General features: G+C 66.7%; 15 protein-coding genes. 6 read left to right on the forward strand and 9 right to left on the reverse strand.

Annotated features, from left to right (window positions below):
- Positions 1 to 113 precede the first annotated feature (113 nt).
- On the forward strand, positions 114 to 1,277 hold the full coding sequence (locus ASE72_RS02885) for an MBL fold metallo-hydrolase (protein ID WP_056018802.1): 1,164 nt from the start codon (positions 114 to 116) through the stop codon (positions 1,275 to 1,277).
- A 197-nt stretch (positions 1,278 to 1,474) separates the two neighbouring features.
- Here ASE72_RS02885 and ASE72_RS02890 read toward each other — a convergent pair whose 3' ends face one another.
- Both ASE72_RS02890 and ASE72_RS02895 read right to left on the reverse strand, forming a co-directional pair.
- The gene (locus ASE72_RS02890; protein WP_056016415.1) at positions 1,475 to 1,861 is read right to left on the reverse strand and encodes a VOC family protein; all 387 of its coding nucleotides are present in this window, start codon (positions 1,859 to 1,861) and stop codon (positions 1,475 to 1,477) included.
- Positions 1,862 to 2,049: 188 nt separating this feature from the next.
- Positions 2,050 to 2,880: a ferredoxin--NADP reductase gene (locus tag ASE72_RS02895; protein ID WP_056016418.1), complete on the reverse strand. Its 831-nt coding sequence runs from the start codon at positions 2,878 to 2,880 to the stop codon at positions 2,050 to 2,052.
- A gap of 303 nt (positions 2,881 to 3,183) precedes the next feature.
- Here ASE72_RS02895 and uvrB point away from each other — a divergent pair, with 303 nt between their 5' ends.
- Positions 3,184 to 5,382, forward strand: a complete 2,199-nt coding sequence (uvrB, locus tag ASE72_RS02900; RefSeq protein ID WP_056016421.1) for an excinuclease ABC subunit UvrB — start codon at positions 3,184 to 3,186, stop codon at positions 5,380 to 5,382.
- Between the two features lie 107 nt (positions 5,383 to 5,489).
- On the opposite strand, the gene ASE72_RS02905 is transcribed toward uvrB, so the two are convergent.
- Complete coding sequence (locus ASE72_RS02905) at positions 5,490 to 5,870, reverse strand: PRC-barrel domain-containing protein (protein ID WP_156350081.1); 381 nt, start codon at positions 5,868 to 5,870, stop codon at positions 5,490 to 5,492.
- Positions 5,871 to 5,988: 118 nt separating this feature from the next.
- Between ASE72_RS02905 and ASE72_RS02910 the strand changes: the two genes are divergently transcribed.
- A complete protein-coding gene (locus tag ASE72_RS02910; RefSeq protein ID WP_056016428.1) occupies positions 5,989 to 6,543 on the forward strand; it encodes a hypothetical protein in 555 nt (184 codons plus the stop codon).
- Between the two features lie 575 nt (positions 6,544 to 7,118).
- Here ASE72_RS02910 and ASE72_RS02915 read toward each other — a convergent pair.
- The 3 genes from ASE72_RS02915 to ASE72_RS02925 all read right to left on the reverse strand — a co-directional run bounded on the left by ASE72_RS02915 (position 7,119) and on the right by ASE72_RS02925 (position 10,139).
- Complete coding sequence (locus tag ASE72_RS02915) at positions 7,119 to 7,631, reverse strand: DUF2501 domain-containing protein (protein ID WP_056016431.1); 513 nt, start codon at positions 7,629 to 7,631, stop codon at positions 7,119 to 7,121.
- 80 nt (positions 7,632 to 7,711) lie between these two features.
- A complete protein-coding gene (locus ASE72_RS02920; protein WP_056016434.1) occupies positions 7,712 to 9,229 on the reverse strand; it encodes a fumarate hydratase in 1,518 nt (505 codons plus the stop codon).
- A 163-nt stretch (positions 9,230 to 9,392) separates the two neighbouring features.
- Positions 9,393 to 10,139 carry a hypothetical protein gene (locus tag ASE72_RS02925; RefSeq protein WP_056016437.1) on the reverse strand — a complete coding sequence of 249 codons (747 nt, stop codon included), beginning with the start codon at positions 10,137 to 10,139 and terminating at the stop codon, positions 9,393 to 9,395.
- Between the two features lie 205 nt (positions 10,140 to 10,344).
- On the opposite strand from ASE72_RS02925, the gene ASE72_RS02930 reads away from it, so the two are divergent.
- Positions 10,345 to 11,085, forward strand: a complete 741-nt coding sequence (locus tag ASE72_RS02930) for an NAD-dependent deacylase (protein WP_056016440.1) — start codon at positions 10,345 to 10,347, stop codon at positions 11,083 to 11,085.
- A 182-nt stretch (positions 11,086 to 11,267) separates the two neighbouring features.
- Here the strand turns inward: ASE72_RS02930 and era are convergent, their stop codons facing one another.
- From era to lepB, 3 genes are all read right to left on the reverse strand, one after another.
- Positions 11,268 to 12,206, reverse strand: a complete 939-nt coding sequence (gene era, locus ASE72_RS02935) for a GTPase Era (protein WP_235532198.1) — start codon at positions 12,204 to 12,206, stop codon at positions 11,268 to 11,270.
- Positions 12,207 to 12,382: 176 nt separating this feature from the next.
- On the reverse strand, positions 12,383 to 13,105 hold the full coding sequence (gene rnc, locus ASE72_RS02940) for a ribonuclease III (protein ID WP_082445753.1): 723 nt from the start codon (positions 13,103 to 13,105) through the stop codon (positions 12,383 to 12,385).
- The gene (lepB, locus tag ASE72_RS02945) at positions 13,042 to 13,851 is read right to left on the reverse strand and encodes a signal peptidase I (protein ID WP_056018808.1); all 810 of its coding nucleotides are present in this window, start codon (positions 13,849 to 13,851) and stop codon (positions 13,042 to 13,044) included. The genes rnc and lepB overlap by 64 nt, the downstream gene beginning before the upstream one ends.
- A gap of 125 nt (positions 13,852 to 13,976) precedes the next feature.
- Between lepB and pgi the strand changes: the two genes are divergently transcribed.
- Together pgi and ASE72_RS02955 are read left to right on the forward strand one after the other, a co-directional pair.
- The gene (gene pgi / locus ASE72_RS02950; RefSeq protein ID WP_056016445.1) at positions 13,977 to 15,467 is read left to right on the forward strand and encodes a glucose-6-phosphate isomerase; all 1,491 of its coding nucleotides are present in this window, start codon (positions 13,977 to 13,979) and stop codon (positions 15,465 to 15,467) included.
- Between the two features lie 174 nt (positions 15,468 to 15,641).
- The gene (locus ASE72_RS02955; protein WP_235532199.1) at positions 15,642 to 16,019 is read left to right on the forward strand and encodes a DUF4174 domain-containing protein; all 378 of its coding nucleotides are present in this window, start codon (positions 15,642 to 15,644) and stop codon (positions 16,017 to 16,019) included.
- The last annotated feature ends 84 nt before the right edge of the window (positions 16,020 to 16,103 follow it).

The raw sequence follows: 16,103 nt of genomic DNA on the forward strand, positions 1-16,103 counted from the left end.
ATCCCCTTTTGTCGAAGCTATCGGGGTTGCAGCGTCGCGCCAAGCGGTCTGAACGATGCGCCGCACGATGCGTTACGCGTCGACAACCATTCTGGGGAAACGGCGTGCGTCTGGTGTTAAGGATCGTCGGAAGCGTGCTGCTGCTGACGGTCGTGATCGTGGCGCTGGCCGTGACGATCGTCCCGCGCTTCCTCGACCGGATCTATTACCGGGGCCCCGCCACGGGTCATTTCGACGGCGCGCGTTTCGCCAATCCCGACAACGACGCCGATACGCAGCAGATCCAGCCTGCGGGGGGCGGCCGCGCGGGCTTCTTCTGGCGCTATTTCACGGGCAGCGACGGGCGGCCGGCCTGGCCCAGTTCGGTGACGGTGCGGCCGACCGCGCCGCCCGCGCGCGTCGAGGGCGAGCGGATGGTCGTGACATGGGTCGGGCATGCCAGCGTGTTGATCCAGACGCAGGGGCTCAACATCCTGACCGATCCGGTCTGGGCGGAGAAGGCGGGACCGCTCGGCACGGGGCCTCGTCGGGTCGCCGCGCCGGGGATCGCGTTCGATGCGCTGCCCAGGATCGACCTCGTGCTGGTCAGCCACGATCATTATGACCATCTCGACAAGGCGACGCTCAAACGCCTGTGGCAGCGCGATCGGCCGCGGATCGTCACGAGCCTGGGGAATGACAGCGTGATCGGGCAGACCAGCGCGGCGGCGACGGCGCTCGACTGGGGGCAGCGGGTGGCGATCAAGCCCGGCGTGTCGGTCAGCGTGACTCGCAACCATCATTGGGGGAGCCGCTGGTTCACCGATCGCAACCGCGCTTTGTGGTCGAGCTTCGTGGTGACGCTGCCGGGCGGGAACGTGTTCTTTGCGGGCGATACCGGGATGGGCGACGGGCAATGGCCGGTCGAGGCCGCGGCGCTCGGGCCGGTCCGACTGGCGCTGATCCCAATCGGCGCGTTCCGGTTCGTCGACCGGCAGATGGAGTCGGGCAGCCATATCGGGCCGGTCGATGCGGTCGAGGTCTATCGCCGGCTGGGCGCGGCGCACGCGATCCCGATCCACTGGGGGACGTTCCGGTTGTCGTTCGAGGGGTATGACACGCCGCCCAAGCTGCTTGCGGCGGCGATGCGGTGCACCGGGCAGACCGGGTTCGCGCCGGTGGCGATCGGCCGGCCGACGCAGATTGCTGCCTATGCGCCGCCAGCGAGAGGGGCGCCGATGTCGCGGGCGGCGTTGCTGAAGTGCCTCGATACGCCGGCGGTTCGGGCTTTGCGGTAGGCCGGGGTATCTGTCTCGGATAGCTTGCCGCGCCGTAGCACCGCTAGAGCTACCACCCCGGCGGAGGCCGGGGTCCAATTGGGGGAGGCTGCCGGCAGGGGACAGCGCTTTGTTACTGCCACCTTTCCAATTGGGCCCCGGCCTTCGCCGGGGTGGTATGCAAGCGGGGACGGTAATCACTCATTTGCCCACACCGCTCACCCCATCTTGAATACGCAGAGCTTGTTGCCGTCCAGATCGCGGAAATACGCGCCGTAGAAGCCCATGTCCTCGGGGCCGCGGATGCCGGGCGCGCCTTCGTCCGCGCCGCCGAGTTCGATCGCCTTGGCATGGACCTGATCGACCTGCGCGCGTGAATCCGCGGCCAGCGCGACCATCGTGCCGTTGCCGGCGGTCGCGGCCTGGCCGTCATAGGGCTTGCCGATCACCAGCATCGGCTTGTGCGCGCCGGCGCCGTAGAAGGTCAGCATGCGATCGTCGGGCATCTGCATGAGCCGCTTGCCGCCCGCCGTCGCGAGCAGCGCGTCGTAGAAGGTAAGCGCGGCGTCGATGTCGTTGGTGCCGAGCGTTGCGTAGCCGATCATGACTCTCTCCTCTTGGTATTTGAGGAGGCATATCGACCCGTTCAGCGGCCGAGACAATGCACCCTTTCCGCCACTAATTCCGTCATCCTGGGCTCGACCCAGGATCCAGAGCCATGATGCTCGCGCTCGGTGGCTCTGGATCCTGACTTTCGTCAGGATGACGGGGGGGTCCTCAGGATGACGGAGGATCAGCCGACGAAGGCGCGCTCGATCACGAACGTGCCGGGCTTCGAATTCGCGCCCTCCTCGAAGCCGTTCGCCTCGAGCATCACCGCGAATTCCTTGATCATCTCGGTCGAGCCGCACAGCATCGCGCGGTCGGTCTCGGGGTTGAGCTTCTGCTCGCCGCGGACCGGGTGGCCGAACAGCGACGCATCCTCGATCAGCGCGCCGATCCGTCGCGTGGTGCGGAACGGCTCGCGCGTCACGGTGGGGATATAGTGGAACTGGGTCTGCGCCTCGTCGGCGATCAGCGGGTCCTCGGCGAGCAGCCCGACCATCTCGTCGTGATAGGCGAGATCGCTGACGCGGCGCACGCTGTGCACGACGATGACCTGCTCATAGGCCGCATAGACGTCGGGATCGCGCATCAGGCTGAGGAACGGCGCGAGGCCGGTGCCGGTCGAGAACATGAAGAGGCGCTTGCCCGGGAGCAGCGCGTCGAGCACCAGCGTGCCGGTCGGCTTCTTGCCGAGATACACTTCGTCGCCGGGCTGGATCAGCTGGAGCTTCGAGGTCAGCGGGCCGTCCTCGACCTTGATCGAGAGGAATTCGAGCTCTTCGGAATAATGCGGGCTAGCGATCGAATAGGCGCGCATGATCGGCTTGCCGCCCTCCTGGGGGAGGCCGATCATCACGAACTCGCCCGAGCGGAAGCGGAAGCTCGACGGGCGCTCGATCGCGAAGCTGAACAAATGTTCGTTCCAATGCCGGACCCAGAGGACCTTGGCGTTGAGGAACGCGGGGGTTTCGGGGATCAGCGCGGGCGCGCGGGTTTCGGCGACGATAGGGGCGGTCATGCGTTTTCCTTGGCCTGCGCGGCGGGGCGTCGGCGGATCGATGGCTTGCGAAACGGTCGCAGTATTGGCGCGCGGGGTATGGGTCAACAACAGCAAAGCTTGGGGGGGCACAAAGCGCCGCCGTCACCGCGGGTTACACGACCTGCTCTTGCCGACCCGACACCCGTCATCCTGACGAAAGTCAGGATCCAGAGCCGCAAAGGGCTGCCCCCGGGACCCTGGGTCCTGACTTTCGTCAGGATGACGGATCAGAGCTGCCCGACACGTTGCCGTTGCCGCGTTTGTTCCCCATATTCCCCCTCGATGGCCATTCAGATCCGCACCAGTCTCGCCGAGCCCGAAACCGGCGACACCTTCGTCCCGCACCGCCCGACCGCGCGGCCTGCCAAGGTCGAGGGCGGCAAGGCGTTCAAGCTCGTCAGCGAATACGCCCCCGCCGGCGACCAGCCGACCGCGATCGCCGAACTCGTCTCGGCGATCGGCGACGGCGAGAAGGATCAGGTGCTGCTCGGCGTCACCGGGTCGGGCAAGACCTTCACGATGGCGAGCGTGATCGAACGCGTGCAGAGGCCTGCGCTGATCCTGGCGCCAAACAAGATCCTGGCGGCGCAGCTCTACGGCGAGATGAAGTCGTTCTTCCCCGACAACGCGGTCGAATATTTCGTCAGCTACTACGACTATTACCAGCCCGAGGCGTATGTTGCGCGGTCTGACACCTATATCGAGAAAGAATCGTCGACCAACGAGTCGATCGACCGGATGCGGCATTCGGCGACGCGCGCGCTGCTCGAACGCGACGACGTGATCATCGTCGCATCGGTATCGTGCCTGTACGGCATCGGCTCGGTCGAGACCTATTCGGCGATGATCTTCGACCTGAAAAAGGGCACGACGGTCGACCAGCGCGAGATCGTGCGCAAGCTCGTCGCGCTGCAGTACAAGCGCAACGACGCGGCGTTCCAGCGCGGCAATTTCCGCGTGAAGGGCGACACGCTCGAGATCTTCCCGTCGCATTACGAGGACAGCGCGTGGCGCATCTCGTTCTTCGGCGACGATATCGAGGAGATCACCGAGTTCGATCCGCTGACCGGCAAGAAGGTTGCGTCACTCAACTCAGTGCGCGTCTATGCGAACTCGCATTACGTGACGCCCGGCCCGACGCTGAAACAGGCGGGCGAGGCGATCAAGCACGAGCTGGCCGAGCGGCTGAAGGAACTGGTGCTCGAGGGCAAATTGCTCGAGGCGCAGCGACTAGAGCAGCGGACGAACTTCGACCTCGAGATGATCGCGGCGACCGGCAGCTGCGCGGGGATCGAGAATTACAGCCGCTTCCTCACCGGCCGCATGCCGGGCGAGCCGCCCCCCACGCTGTTCGAATATCTGCCCGACAACGCGCTGCTGTTCGTCGACGAGAGCCATGTCACGATCGGCCAGATCAACGGCATGTCGCGCGGCGATCACCGCCGCAAGCTGACGCTCGCCGAATATGGCTTCCGCCTGCCGAGCGCGATCGACAACCGGCCGCTGCGGTTCAACGAATGGGACGCGATGCGCCCGCCGACCACCTATGTCTCCGCGACGCCGGGCAGCTGGGAAATGGAGCAGACCGGCGGCGTGTTCGCCGAACAGGTCATCCGCCCGACCGGGCTGATCGATCCGCCCGTCGAGATCAAGCCGGTCGAGGAGCAGGTGCAGGACCTGATCGTCGAGGTCGGGAAGACCACCGCGCTCGGCTATCGCACGCTCGTCACGACGCTGACCAAGCGGATGGCGGAGGATCTGACCGAGTATATGCACGAGGCGGGGATCAAGGTCCGCTATATGCACAGCGACGTCGAGACGCTCGAGCGGATCGAGCTGATCCGCGACCTGCGGCTCGGCGTGTACGACGTGCTGATCGGCATCAACCTGTTGCGCGAGGGGTTGGATATCCCCGAATGCGGGCTGGTCGCGATCCTCGATGCGGACAAGGAGGGATTCCTGCGCTCCGAGACCTCGCTGATCCAGACGATCGGTCGCGCGGCGCGTAACGTCGACGGCCGCGTGATCCTGTATGCCGACCGCGTCACGGGCTCTATGGAGCGCGCGATGAACGAGACCGCGCGACGCCGCGAGAAACAGGTCGCATACAACACCGAACACGGCATCACGCCGACGACGATCCGTCGCAACATCGGCGACATCATCGCGCATGTCGCGAGCCAGGATCAGGTGACGATCCCGATCGACGAGGACCGCCCGCACATGGTCGGCCATAATCTGCGCGCGTATATCGAGGATCTGGAAAAGCAGATGCGCAAAGCGGCGTCAGATCTCGAATTCGAGACCGCCGGGCGCCTGCGCGACGAGATCCGGCAGCTAGAGAACGAGGAGCTGGGTCTGCCCGTGGACCAGCAGAAGGCTCCGGTCATGGGGCGCTCGAACGAGGGCAAGCCGGGGACGCGGAAAACGCGTTACGGGAAGAGCCAGAAGATGCGGATGGGCGGCTCGCGCTCGCGCTGAGGCGCCCCCCTCTTCGTCACCCTGACGAAAGTCAGGGCCCAGAGCCACGGACGCTGCGGTCGTTGCTCTGGGTCCTGACGTTCGTCAGGATGACGGTAAGGCGAGGATTAGCCGACGACGAGGTCTTCGCTGTTCGAGCCGTAGTAGCTCGCGACGCGATCGGCATAGGCCTGGTCGAACACGGGTGCATTGTTCGCCCAGCTCGGGCCGCCTTCGAGCACGCGCTTGTCGATCGTCACGACATACAGGTCGCGGACCGCGTCGAACTGGAGCAGCGCGAACGGCAGCGGATAGAAACTCTTGCCCATGCCGAGGAAGCCGCCGAGGCTGAGCACCGCGTGCGTCGCACGGCCCGTGCCCTTGTGGACCATGAACGCATAGACCGATCCGACCGCATCGCCATCGCGGCTCTCGACCTTCATCGTCCCTGAGATATTCGCCTGGACGAGCAATTGCGTCGGCGTCTGTGCAGCAGCGGTATCGGACATCATTCTTCTCCTGATTCAGAATCTTCCGTCGCTGAACCGGTATCAGCGTGCGCCGGTTCCCACACCCTGTCCACCGCCGCGACTTGAGCCCTGCCCATGCCTGCCGCATAGCGCTGCGATGCGCGTCTCCATCCTTTCCGCCGCCGGCCGGCGAACGCCCGCCAGCTTCTCCAGCCTCGCCATGCTCGCGCTGGTTTCCGGCTGCGTCGCGCCGCGCACGGTCGAGGCACCGCCCGCGCCTGCCCCCGTCGCCCGCCCGGCCCCGGCGCCGCGCCCGATGCCGCTGACCGCGGACTGGCGTGACTGGCCCTATACACCCGGAACCTGGACGTATCGCCGCGAGCCCCGCGGGTCGCTCGCGTCGTTCGGGACGTCGCCGGGTGCACCCGTCCTGACGCTGCGCTGCGACACCGCCGCGCGCCAGGTCGTGCTGTCGCGCACCGCGAGCGCGGTCACCCCGCTGACGATCCGCACGTCGAGCGTCACGCGGGCGCTCCCCGTCCAGCCCATGACTGCAACCACCGTCGCCGCAACGCTGACCGCGTCCGATCCGCTGCTCGAGGCGATGGGGTTCAGCCGCGGCCGGTTCGTGATCGATCAGCCCGGCCAGCCGCCGCTCGTCGTCCCCGCCTGGGCCGAGATCGGGCGCGTCGCGGAGGACTGCCGCAGCTGATTTGCGGCCAAGCGACAGCCGCGAAGGATCGATCGAAATCTTATCCAAATCAAGGCTTGTATCGCGGGCATACTCGGCACACATTGCGGTCGCGGCCAAGCTTGGTCGTGTTTTTTCAACAAGCGAAAGGAGGTGATCCGATGTCTCATGGTTCAGCAGTGAGTTCGGTTCGGTTCGTTCGGGGGACGCACCGCTAATATCCGACGACATGCGTGGGGGGTATCCTCCCCCAGTCAACGCGTGTGTGACAGGATGAGGTGGTACGCATGGTCCTCCGGGCTGGAGCTCTCCGGCCGCTGACCATGTCTGGAGGTTGCCGGGTCGCAGGGATGCGCCTCGGCAACCTCTTTTCATTTGTGGCGAAGTTTTCGCGGAGGTGTGAGTCGCGCCGGCCTTGTGACAGCGACCGATACCCGCGGTGTGACGTGGTACCGCTTCCTACTCAGCCCCCGTCATCCTGACGAAAGTCAGGATCCAGAGCCATCAACGGCGCGCTTCATAACCCTGGATCCTGACTTTCGTCAGGATGACGGCGGGGGAAAGCGGGGTCTTCCCGCCTTCCTTCCTGGTCCGCCTTACAGGAACGCCTTCGCGCGCTTCAGCACGACGTTGCAAAGCTGCGTCTTCACCTGCCCGCCGAGATTCCCCAGCGCCAGCGTCTGGCCATTGCCGGCCTGGACCTGCCCCGCCTGCCCCGCGGCGAACCCGGGCGAGGTCTGCACGTCCTTGCGTCCGGTCAGCCGCTGTAGGATCGACTGCGCGCCGCTGGCCTGCGGCGCCGCGCGCGCACTGGTCTGGCCGCCGGCCAGCCCGCCAAGCATCCCGCCCTGCCCAAGCAGATTGTTCTTGAGGCAGTAGCCGAGCAGCCCTGCAGCATTGCCCGCGCCGATCGACCCGATGCTCGGCGCGGCGCCACCGAACAGTCCGCCCAGTCCGCCGCCAAGGCCACCGAGGCTGTCGCTAAGTCCTCCGAGACCCCCATTGGACTGGGTGGGCGCGGGCGCCGGCGTGCTGGTCTGCGCGCTGGCGCCGGCCGTCATGAGAGCCGCGATCGCGATCGCGAGAACGGGGGTGGCGGGCTTGAACATACGAAACTCCTGTGGTTCGCACGGTCAACAAAGGGGCCACCCTCCCCGTTCCCATCTATCGGCCTCGGCGGGCCCCGGCATCACGCAGGGGTCAGCAACCCCTCGCGCGCGATCTTCTCGCGCCAGACGAGCGGCGCGAGTTGGTGGACGTTCTTGCCCGCCGAATCGACCGCGACGGTCACCGGGAAGTCGGCGACCTCAAACTCGTAGATCGCCTCCATGCCGAGATCCTCGAAACCGACGACCTTCGATCCCTTGATCGCGCGCGCGACCAGATAGGCCGCACCGCCGACCGCCATCAGATAGGCCGACTTGCGCTCTGCGATCGCCTTGGTCGCGTCGCCGCCGCGCTCGGCCTTGCCGACCATCGCGAGCAGGCCCTGGTCGAGCATCATGCGCGTGAACTTGTCCATCCGCGTCGCGGTGGTGGGGCCGGCGGGGCCGACCACCTCGGTGCCGACCGGATCGACTGGCCCCACATAATAGATCACGCGACCGCGGAAATCGACGGGGAGTTCCTCGCCCTTGGCCAGCATGTCGGCGATCCGCTTGTGCGCGGCATCACGCCCGGTGAGCATCTTGCCGTTGAGCAGCAGGCGGTCGCCATGCTTCCACGTCTGCACGACCTCGGGCGTCAGCGTGTCGAGATCGACGCGGATCGCCGCCTTGTCGGGCGTCCAGTTCACATCTGGCCATTCCTCGAGCTTGGGCGCTTCGAGATAGACCGGGCCCGAGCCGTCGAGCACGAAATGCGCGTGGCGCGTGGCGGCGCAGTTGGGGATCATCGCGACCGGCTTCGACGCGGCGTGCGTCGGCCAGTCGAAGATCTTGACGTCGAGGATGGTGGAGAGCCCGCCCAGCCCCTGCGCGCCGATGCCGAGCGCGTTGACCTTGTCGTAGATCTCGATCCGCAGCGCCTCGATGTCGTTCCTGGGGCCGCGTTCCTTCAGCTGTGCCATGTCGATCGCGCCCATCAGCGACTGCTTGGCGAGGATCATCGACTTTTCCGCGGTGCCGCCGATGCCGATGCCGAGCATGCCCGGCGGGCACCAGCCGGCGCCCATCTGCGGGATCATCTCGAGCACCCAGTCGACGATCGAGTCGGACGGGTTCATCATCTTGAACTTCGACTTGTTCTCGCTGCCGCCACCCTTGGCCGCGACGTCGATCGAGACGGTGTTGCCGGGCACCATCTCGACATGCATCACGCTCGGCGTGTTGTCCTTGGTGTTCCGCCTGGTGAAGGCGGGGTCGGCGAGGATCGACGCGCGCAGCTTGTTCTCGGGGTTGAGATAGGCCTTGCGCACGCCTTCATCGACGACCTCCTGCAAGGAGCGCGTCGAGTCGAGGCGGCAGTCCTGGCCCCATTCGACGAAGATCGTGACGATGCCCGTATCCTGGCAGATCGGGCGGTGGCCCTCCGCGCACATCCGGCTGTTGGTGAGGATCTGCGCGATCGCATCCTTGGCGGCGGGCGATTTCTCGGCCTCGTACGCGACGCCGAGCGCGCGGATGTAATCCATCGGGTGGTAATAGCTGATGAACTGGAGCGCGTCGGCGACGCTTTCGATCAGGTCGGCTTCGGTGATGACGGTCATGCAGCGCCTTTACGGATACGGGTTTGCAGGCGTCTTAGCGGCGATCGGGTGATTTATGAAGTCGGCGGGCGTCCCGGCAACCGCATGGCAGGAGGAGCGGCCCTGCCCCTCCTGCCACGCGTCGCGCGCGTTGCCGGCGTACCGGCGCGGCGGCCGAACCGGATTACATCGGCGGGGTCAGGCCGTCCTTGCCGACGGCGACCGACTTGGCACCCGACGCGCCGGCCGGGGTGACCGCGAACAGCTTCTGGCCCTTCGCGAGGACCGAGCGCTCGGTCGGCTCGAACCGGACAATCGGGGTGCCGACGGGAACGACGACCTGCGCCTTGCCGCCCTTGTACGAGATGCTCAGCTTCGTCTCGCCGGGCTTCCCCGCACCGCCGGTGACGGTGCCGTTGGTCATGCCGCTCTGCTGATCGACGGTACCGTTCGTCATCGCGCTCTGCCCGTCGACTGTGCCGTTGGTCATCGCGCTCGAGCCGTTCATGCCGCCGCCTGCGGCCGCGACCGCGCCGGGGACGTCCCAGGGATAATGCCCTTCGCCGGTCCCGCGCATCGCCTCGGGAAAGATGACGAGTTCGACGGCGCGCAGCGCATCGTCGGGGCCGGTCGTCGCGGTGCCGACGAAGTCGCCGTCCTTCAGCGTCGACAGGTCCGACTTCACCACCCAGGCGACCTTGGTCTGCGCGTCGAGCGGGACGCTGACCGACTTGCCGTCATAGGTCTGGACGGTCAGCGCGTCGGTATTGACCGCGGTGATCACACCGCGGACGCGGGTCACGTCGGACGCGGGGCTCGCCGCCGCACTGGTGTTGGCGGTGGCGCTGTTGGCGCTGGTCGATGTCTGGTCGCCACAGCCGCCAAGGACCGCGATCACGCTGCTCAGCAGCATCAGCTTTTTCGTCACCATCGCATTGGGTCCTTCGATTATCCTGCCGCACGGTGCCATGGCGGCACCGGCGGGCAATTTGCGGGCGGCCATGAAGACATGGTCGGTTCGGTTCAACGCCGGAACCGAGCAACCGGACGCATCCCGTCGACGCGATGCGTGGTGGGGCGCGATATCGGCGCGGCTGCAGCTATCCTCGCGACAGCGCCATCCCTAGACTCCACCGATGCAGGATATACGGAACATCGTCGTTCTGACGGGCGCGGGCATCTCCGCGGAGAGCGGGATCGCGACGTTCCGCGGGCCGGGCGGCTTATGGGAAGGCCACCGAGTGGAGGACGTGTGCACGCCCGAGGCGCTCGCGGCGGATCCGGAACTGGTGCACCGCTTCTACGATCTGCGGCGCGCGGCGCTGGCGGCGGTCGAGCCGAACGCAGCGCATCACGCGCTCGCGCGGCTGGATGCAGCGTGGGCGGGCGAATTGCTGATCGTCACGCAGAATGTCGATGACCTGCATGAGCGCGCAGGGGCGACGCGGATGCTGCATATGCATGGCGAGTTGCTGTCGGCGCTGTGTGCGGTGTGTGGCGCGCGGGAGGACTGGGCCGGGAGCTTGCCGGAAGGATCGGTGTGCGGCGCGTGCGGCACGGCGGCGTTGCGGCCGGACATCGTGTTCTTCGGCGAGATGCCGTACCAGATGGAGCGGATCGAGGCGGCGCTGGCGCGTTGCGATCTGTTCGTGTCGATCGGGACGTCGGGCGCGGTGTATCCGGCGGCGGGGTTCGTGCAGACCGCAGTGTATCACGGCGCCGCGACGCTCGAGCTCAACCTCGATCCGTCGATGGGGAGCGTGTTCTTCGAGGAAACGCGGATCGGGGCCGCGGGGGTGCTGGTGCCGGATTGGGTGGAGGGGATTTTATCTTCCACCCCGGCGGAAGCCGGGGCCCAGGTGAGAAGGCCTGAGTAACGGAGGGCTGCCCGTCGTAACGACCGTCCCCCAACTGGGCCCCGGCCTACGCCGGGGTAGTGCTGGGTGGGGGTGTATTGGCGCTGACCGAGCGCGCAAGGTTGTTCTCCCGCGAAGGCGGGAGCCCAGACTGGGCCCCCGCCTTCGCGGGGGAACAGGTAGGGCGAGTAGCGGACTGGTGGTCAGTCGACCCAGTCGAGACCGATGTCGCGGTAGACTTCGCGGTCTTCGTCCCAGCCGGGTTTGACCTTCACATGCAGGTAGAGGTGGACGGGCTTGCCGGTGATGCTGGCGAGTTCGATGCGTGAGCGGGCACCGATTTCCTTGATACGGACGCCGCCCTTGCCGAGCACGATCGCGCGCTGCGTCGGGCGTTCGACGAGAATCTGCTGGTGGATTTCCAACGACCCGTCCTGGCGCTCGATATACTGCTCGGTCTCGATCGTGCTCGCATAAGGGAGCTCGGCGTGGAGCTGGAGATAGAGCTGCTCGCGCGTCACTTCGGACGCGAGCGCGCGCTCGGTCGAGTCGGAGACCTGGTCTTCGGGATAATGCCACGGGCCTTCGGGCATCGCCTTGGCGAGCTGCGTCTTGAAGTGCGCAAGGCCGTCGCCGGTGCCCGCGCTGATGAAGAACGTCTCGGCGAAGGGGAGCAGCGCGTTCAGCTTCTCCGCGTGGATCAGCAGCTTGGTCTTGTCGGCGAGATCGACCTTGTTGAGGATCAGCCAGATCGGTTCGGTACGGCCGACCAGCGACTCGACGATTCCCGTGACCTTGCCGCCGATCCCGCCCTTGGCGTCGACCACCAGCGCGATGATGTCCGAGCCTTCCGCGCCACCCCAGGCGGCGGCGACCATCGCGCGGTCGAAGCGGCGCTTGGGCTCGAAGATGCCGGGGGTGTCGACGAGCAGGATCTGCGTGTCGCCTTCGATCGCGACGCCCATCAGCTTGGCGCGCGTGGTCTGCGCCTTGGGGCTGACGATCGCCACCTTCTGGCCGACGAGCGCGTTGACGAGCGTCGACTTGCCGGCGTTCGGCGCGCCGACGATGGCGACGAGGCCGCAATGCTTGGGGGTCGCCGATTGGGGGGCGGAAGTCTCAGGAATGGTAGGTTCGGTCACGCAGGTTCTTTTCGGCATCGGGATATTCGGCGCCGCTCATACAGATAAAACGCGCGGCCGTCATTCCCGCACCCGCCGCATCCGTCATCCTGACGAAAGTCAGGATCCAGGGTCACGCAGGCTGTCGCTCTTGGCTCTGGATCCTGACGTTCGTCAGGATGACGGAGAGGTGCGGGTCAGCCGAGCTTTTCCAACAGCGCCTTGGCGGCCGCGGTTTCGGCTTCCTGTTTGCTGGAGCCCATGGCGGTCGCCTCCGCGAGCTTGCCGATCGAGACGAGGATCGTGAATTTGGGGGCGTGGCCGGGGCCGGAGCGTTCGACGACGGTGTATTCGGGGGGCTTGCGGTTGTGCGCGGCGGCCCATTCCTGGAGCGCGGACTTGGGGTGCTGCGGGGCCTTGGCGCCTGCTTGCACCCTGTCCCCCCACGCGCCGCGGACGAAGGCGCGCGCGGCGTCGAGGCCGGCTTCCTGATACCAGGCGCCGATCAGCGCCTCCATGACATCGCCGAGCACATTGTCGCTGTCGCTCGCGCCGTCGTCGCGCGCCTGCTTGCCGAGTTTCAGATGCGCGCGGACGCCGAGTTCGCGGGCGACGTCGGCGCAGACCGGGCCGGTGACGAGCGCGTTGAGGCGCTTCGACAGCGAGCCTTCGGGGTCGGTGGCGAACAGTTCGTACAGCCATTCGGCGATGATGAGGCCGAGGACGCGATCGCCGAGGAATTCGAGTCGCTCGTAGTTCGCCGCGGCCTGGCTGCCGTGCGTCAGTGCGCGCTCATAGGGCGCGAGGTTTGTCGGTGTGCGGCCGAAGAGCGTCTTCAGCCAGCCGGCGAGGTCGCTCAAAAGCCTTCCCCGATCCGGCTCCAGCGCGCGGCGCTGACCCAGGTCCAGGGCTTCAGCCATTCGGCGTTGCCGTCGGTCGAGAAGAAGCTGACGACCGCCTTGCCCTCGACATTCTCGAGCGGGACGTAGCCCATGCCGCTCGGCGCGGGGAAGCGGCTGTCGCCGCTGTCGTCGCGATTGTCGCCCATCACGAAGATATGACCCGCGGGGATCGTGTAGAGCCCGGTATCGTCGCGGTCGGGGAGTTGCGCCTGATCGAGCACCTCGTAGCTGCGGCCACCCGGCAGCGTTTCGCGGAAGCGCGGGTAGCGGCAGATCTGGACGTTGGCGACGACGTCGACGAACGGCGCGCCGCATTTCTCGGCGTCGAAATTGGCGGTCAGCGGGATCGTGAAGTCGGCGATGCGGAGCTTCGGGATCGGCTTGCCGTTGAGATAGACGACGCCCTGCCGCATCTGGACAGTCTCGCCGGGCAGGCCGATCACGCGCTTGATGACGTCGTGATCGAGCACTTCGGGCGCGCGGAAGACGACGACGTCGCCGCGCGTCGGCGTGCTGCCGAAGATACGGCCGGGAATCAGCGGCACCCCACCCGGCAGCGACCAGCGCGAATAGCCGTAATTCCACTTCGACACGAAGAGATAGTCGCCGATCAGCAGCCGCGGCAGCATCGATTCGGACGGGATGCTGAACGGCGCGAAGATGAAGCTGCGCAGGATCAGCACGACCACCGCCAGCTTCAAAAGGAAGCGGAACGTCTCTGCAGTTTCGGAGCGCACCGGTTTGGTCTTCGTGTCTTTTGCCATGCTCGCGGGTTTGCTCAACCGGCGCGTGTCGTCAAGCGCATGCAGGATACCGAACGCCGAAAGACCGTTGTCGCGGTCTCGCGCTTGCAGCATGACCGGCGCGCACGTCTATTCGGAGAAGTAGCATGACCGCCGACTGGTCCAAGATCGAAGCCCTGCCCGCCACCACGCTGACCGACCTGTTCGCGCAGGATTCGGAGCGCCTCTCGAAGCTGAGCCTCGACGTCGCGGGTATCCATTTCGACTGGTCTAAGACGCATCTCACGACCGACATGGTCGCCGCGTTCGAGCAGATGGCCAAGGCGCAGGACCTGGCGGGCAAGCGCCAGGCGCTGTTCTCGGGCGAGGTCGTCAACGTCACCGAGGGCCGCGCGGTCGAGCACACCGCCGAGCGCGGCGAGGGCAAGCCCGAGAGCGTCGCGATCGCGCAGGCGAGCCACCAGCGGATGCGCACGCTGATCGACGCGATCGAGGCGGATGCGCTGGGGCCGGTGCGGCATATCCTGCACGTCGGGATCGGCGGGTCGGCGCTGGGGCCGCAGTTGCTGGTCGACTCGCTCGGGCGTGACGACAAGCGCTATGATGTCGGGATCGTCGCCAATGTCGACGGCGTCGCGCTGGAGGACGTGTTCGAACGCTTCGATCCCGCCGCGACGTTGCTGGTGGTCGCGTCGAAGACCTTCACCACGACCGAAACGCTGATGAACGCCGAAGCCGCGCTGCAGTGGATGACCGAGCATAATGTCGAGGATCCGTATGGGCGCGTGATCGCGCTGACCGCGGCGCCCGAAAAGGCGATGGAATGGGGCGTCGACGAGACGCGCATCCTGCCGTTCGCCGAGAGCGTCGGCGGGCGCTATTCGCTGTGGTCGACGATCGGGTTCCCGGCCGCGATCGCGCTCGGCTGGGACCGGTTCGAGGAGCTGCTCGAGGGGGCGGCCGAGATGGATCGCCATTTCCGCCTCGCCGCGCTGCACGAGAATGCGCCCGCGCTCGCCGCGTTTGCCGACCTCTATTACACGCAGATCCGCCATGCCGAGACGCGTGCGACCTTTGCCTATGACGAGCGGTTGCGGTTGCTGCCGAGCTATCTCCAGCAGCTGGAGATGGAGTCGAACGGCAAGTCGGTGACCGCGGACGGCGAGCCGCTCGGGCGGCCGTCGGCGGCGATCACCTGGGGTGGGGTCGGCACCGAGGCGCAGCACGCGGTGTTCCAGCTGCTCCACCAGGGCACGCATCTGGTGCCGGTCGAGTTCGTCGCGTCGATCGAGGCCGGCGACACGCTGCCCGAGGAGCATCACAAGGCGCTGTTGCTCAACGCGTTCGCCCAGGGTGCGGCGTTGATGGCGGGCAAGCAGGTCGAGGATCCGGCGCGGAGTTATTCGGGTGATCGGCCGTCTTCAACGCTGCTGCTCGACGATCTGGATGCGCGCACGCTGGGGGCGCTGATCGCGTTCTACGAGCACCGCGTGTTCGTGAACGGCGTGCTGCTGGGGATCAACTCGTTCGACCAGTTCGGGGTGGAGCTGGGCAAGGAGATGGCGAAGGCGGCGGAGAAGGGTGGACAGACGTTCGATCCTTCGACGGATGACCTGATCAAGCGCGCGTTTGGGTAAGCTGGGCTCGGGGGAACGCGCTTCCCCCAACCTCAACCTGCACCACCCCGGCGAAGGCCGGGGTCCAATTGGGCGAACCGTGGTTTCCCAAACGACCCCCCTCCCAATTGGGCCCCGGCCTTCGCCGGGGTGGTGGCTGAGGGAGCGCGAGCGAACCTGCCGCGTTACATCTTCATGTCGATGCTCTTAGCCGCCGCGCTCGCCGCCTCCCCCACTCTCGCGCAGATGCGATGGGACCGCCGCGTGCTGATCGTCGCGGCACCCTCCGCGCAGGACCCGGCGCTCGCCGAGCAGCGCCGCCTTCTTGGCAGCTGGACCGCAAAATGCGACGACCGCGACCTCACCATAGTCGAGGTCATCGGCGACCAGGTCCGCGGGGCCGGCGACACCGCCCCCGCACTGCGCCGCAAGTTCCGCCTTCCGGCCGCCTTTACCGCGATCCTGATCGGCAAGGACGGCGGTGAGAAACTGCGCAGCGCACACCCCTTCCCCACCGCCGTGCTGGAGCAGACGATCGACGTGATGCCGATGCGCAAAGCCGGCCATCGATAGAGCCGGCCGATCAGCCTGATCGCCGCGCCGGGCTTGTCCGCGCATCCCCCCTGCCCCAGATGGCACCCAAAGCCGCAGCGCGGC

The sequence above is a fragment of the Sphingomonas sp. Leaf20 genome (assembly GCF_001421535.1).
Lineage (GTDB): Bacteria > Pseudomonadota > Alphaproteobacteria > Sphingomonadales > Sphingomonadaceae > Sphingomonas.

What these genes read in the sequence shown, in the direction of transcription:
- ASE72_RS02890 (WP_056016415.1), bottom strand. Translation starts at nt 1,861, where the DNA reads ATGATCGGCTACGCAACGCTCGGCACCAACGACATCGACGCCGCGCTT.
- ASE72_RS02895 (WP_056016418.1), bottom strand. Translation starts at nt 2,880, where the DNA reads ATGACCGCCCCTATCGTCGCCGAAACCCGCGCGCCCGCGCTGATCCCC.
- uvrB (WP_056016421.1), top strand. Translation starts at nt 3,184, where the DNA reads ATGGCCATTCAGATCCGCACCAGTCTCGCCGAGCCCGAAACCGGCGAC.
- ASE72_RS02905 (WP_156350081.1), bottom strand. Translation starts at nt 5,870, where the DNA reads ATGTCCGATACCGCTGCTGCACAGACGCCGACGCAATTGCTCGTCCAG.
- ASE72_RS02910 (WP_056016428.1), top strand. Translation starts at nt 5,989, where the DNA reads ATGCGCGTCTCCATCCTTTCCGCCGCCGGCCGGCGAACGCCCGCCAGC.
- ASE72_RS02915 (WP_056016431.1), bottom strand. Translation starts at nt 7,631, where the DNA reads ATGTTCAAGCCCGCCACCCCCGTTCTCGCGATCGCGATCGCGGCTCTC.
- ASE72_RS02920 (WP_056016434.1), bottom strand. Translation starts at nt 9,229, where the DNA reads ATGACCGTCATCACCGAAGCCGACCTGATCGAAAGCGTCGCCGACGCG.
- ASE72_RS02925 (WP_056016437.1), bottom strand. Translation starts at nt 10,139, where the DNA reads ATGGTGACGAAAAAGCTGATGCTGCTGAGCAGCGTGATCGCGGTCCTT.
- ASE72_RS02930 (WP_056016440.1), top strand. Translation starts at nt 10,345, where the DNA reads ATGCAGGATATACGGAACATCGTCGTTCTGACGGGCGCGGGCATCTCC.
- rnc (WP_082445753.1), bottom strand. Translation starts at nt 13,105, where the DNA reads ATGGCTGAAGCCCTGGACCTGGGTCAGCGCCGCGCGCTGGAGCCGGAT.
- lepB (WP_056018808.1), bottom strand. Translation starts at nt 13,851, where the DNA reads ATGGCAAAAGACACGAAGACCAAACCGGTGCGCTCCGAAACTGCAGAG.
- pgi (WP_056016445.1), top strand. Translation starts at nt 13,977, where the DNA reads ATGACCGCCGACTGGTCCAAGATCGAAGCCCTGCCCGCCACCACGCTG.
- ASE72_RS02955 (WP_235532199.1), top strand. Translation starts at nt 15,642, where the DNA reads ATGTCGATGCTCTTAGCCGCCGCGCTCGCCGCCTCCCCCACTCTCGCG.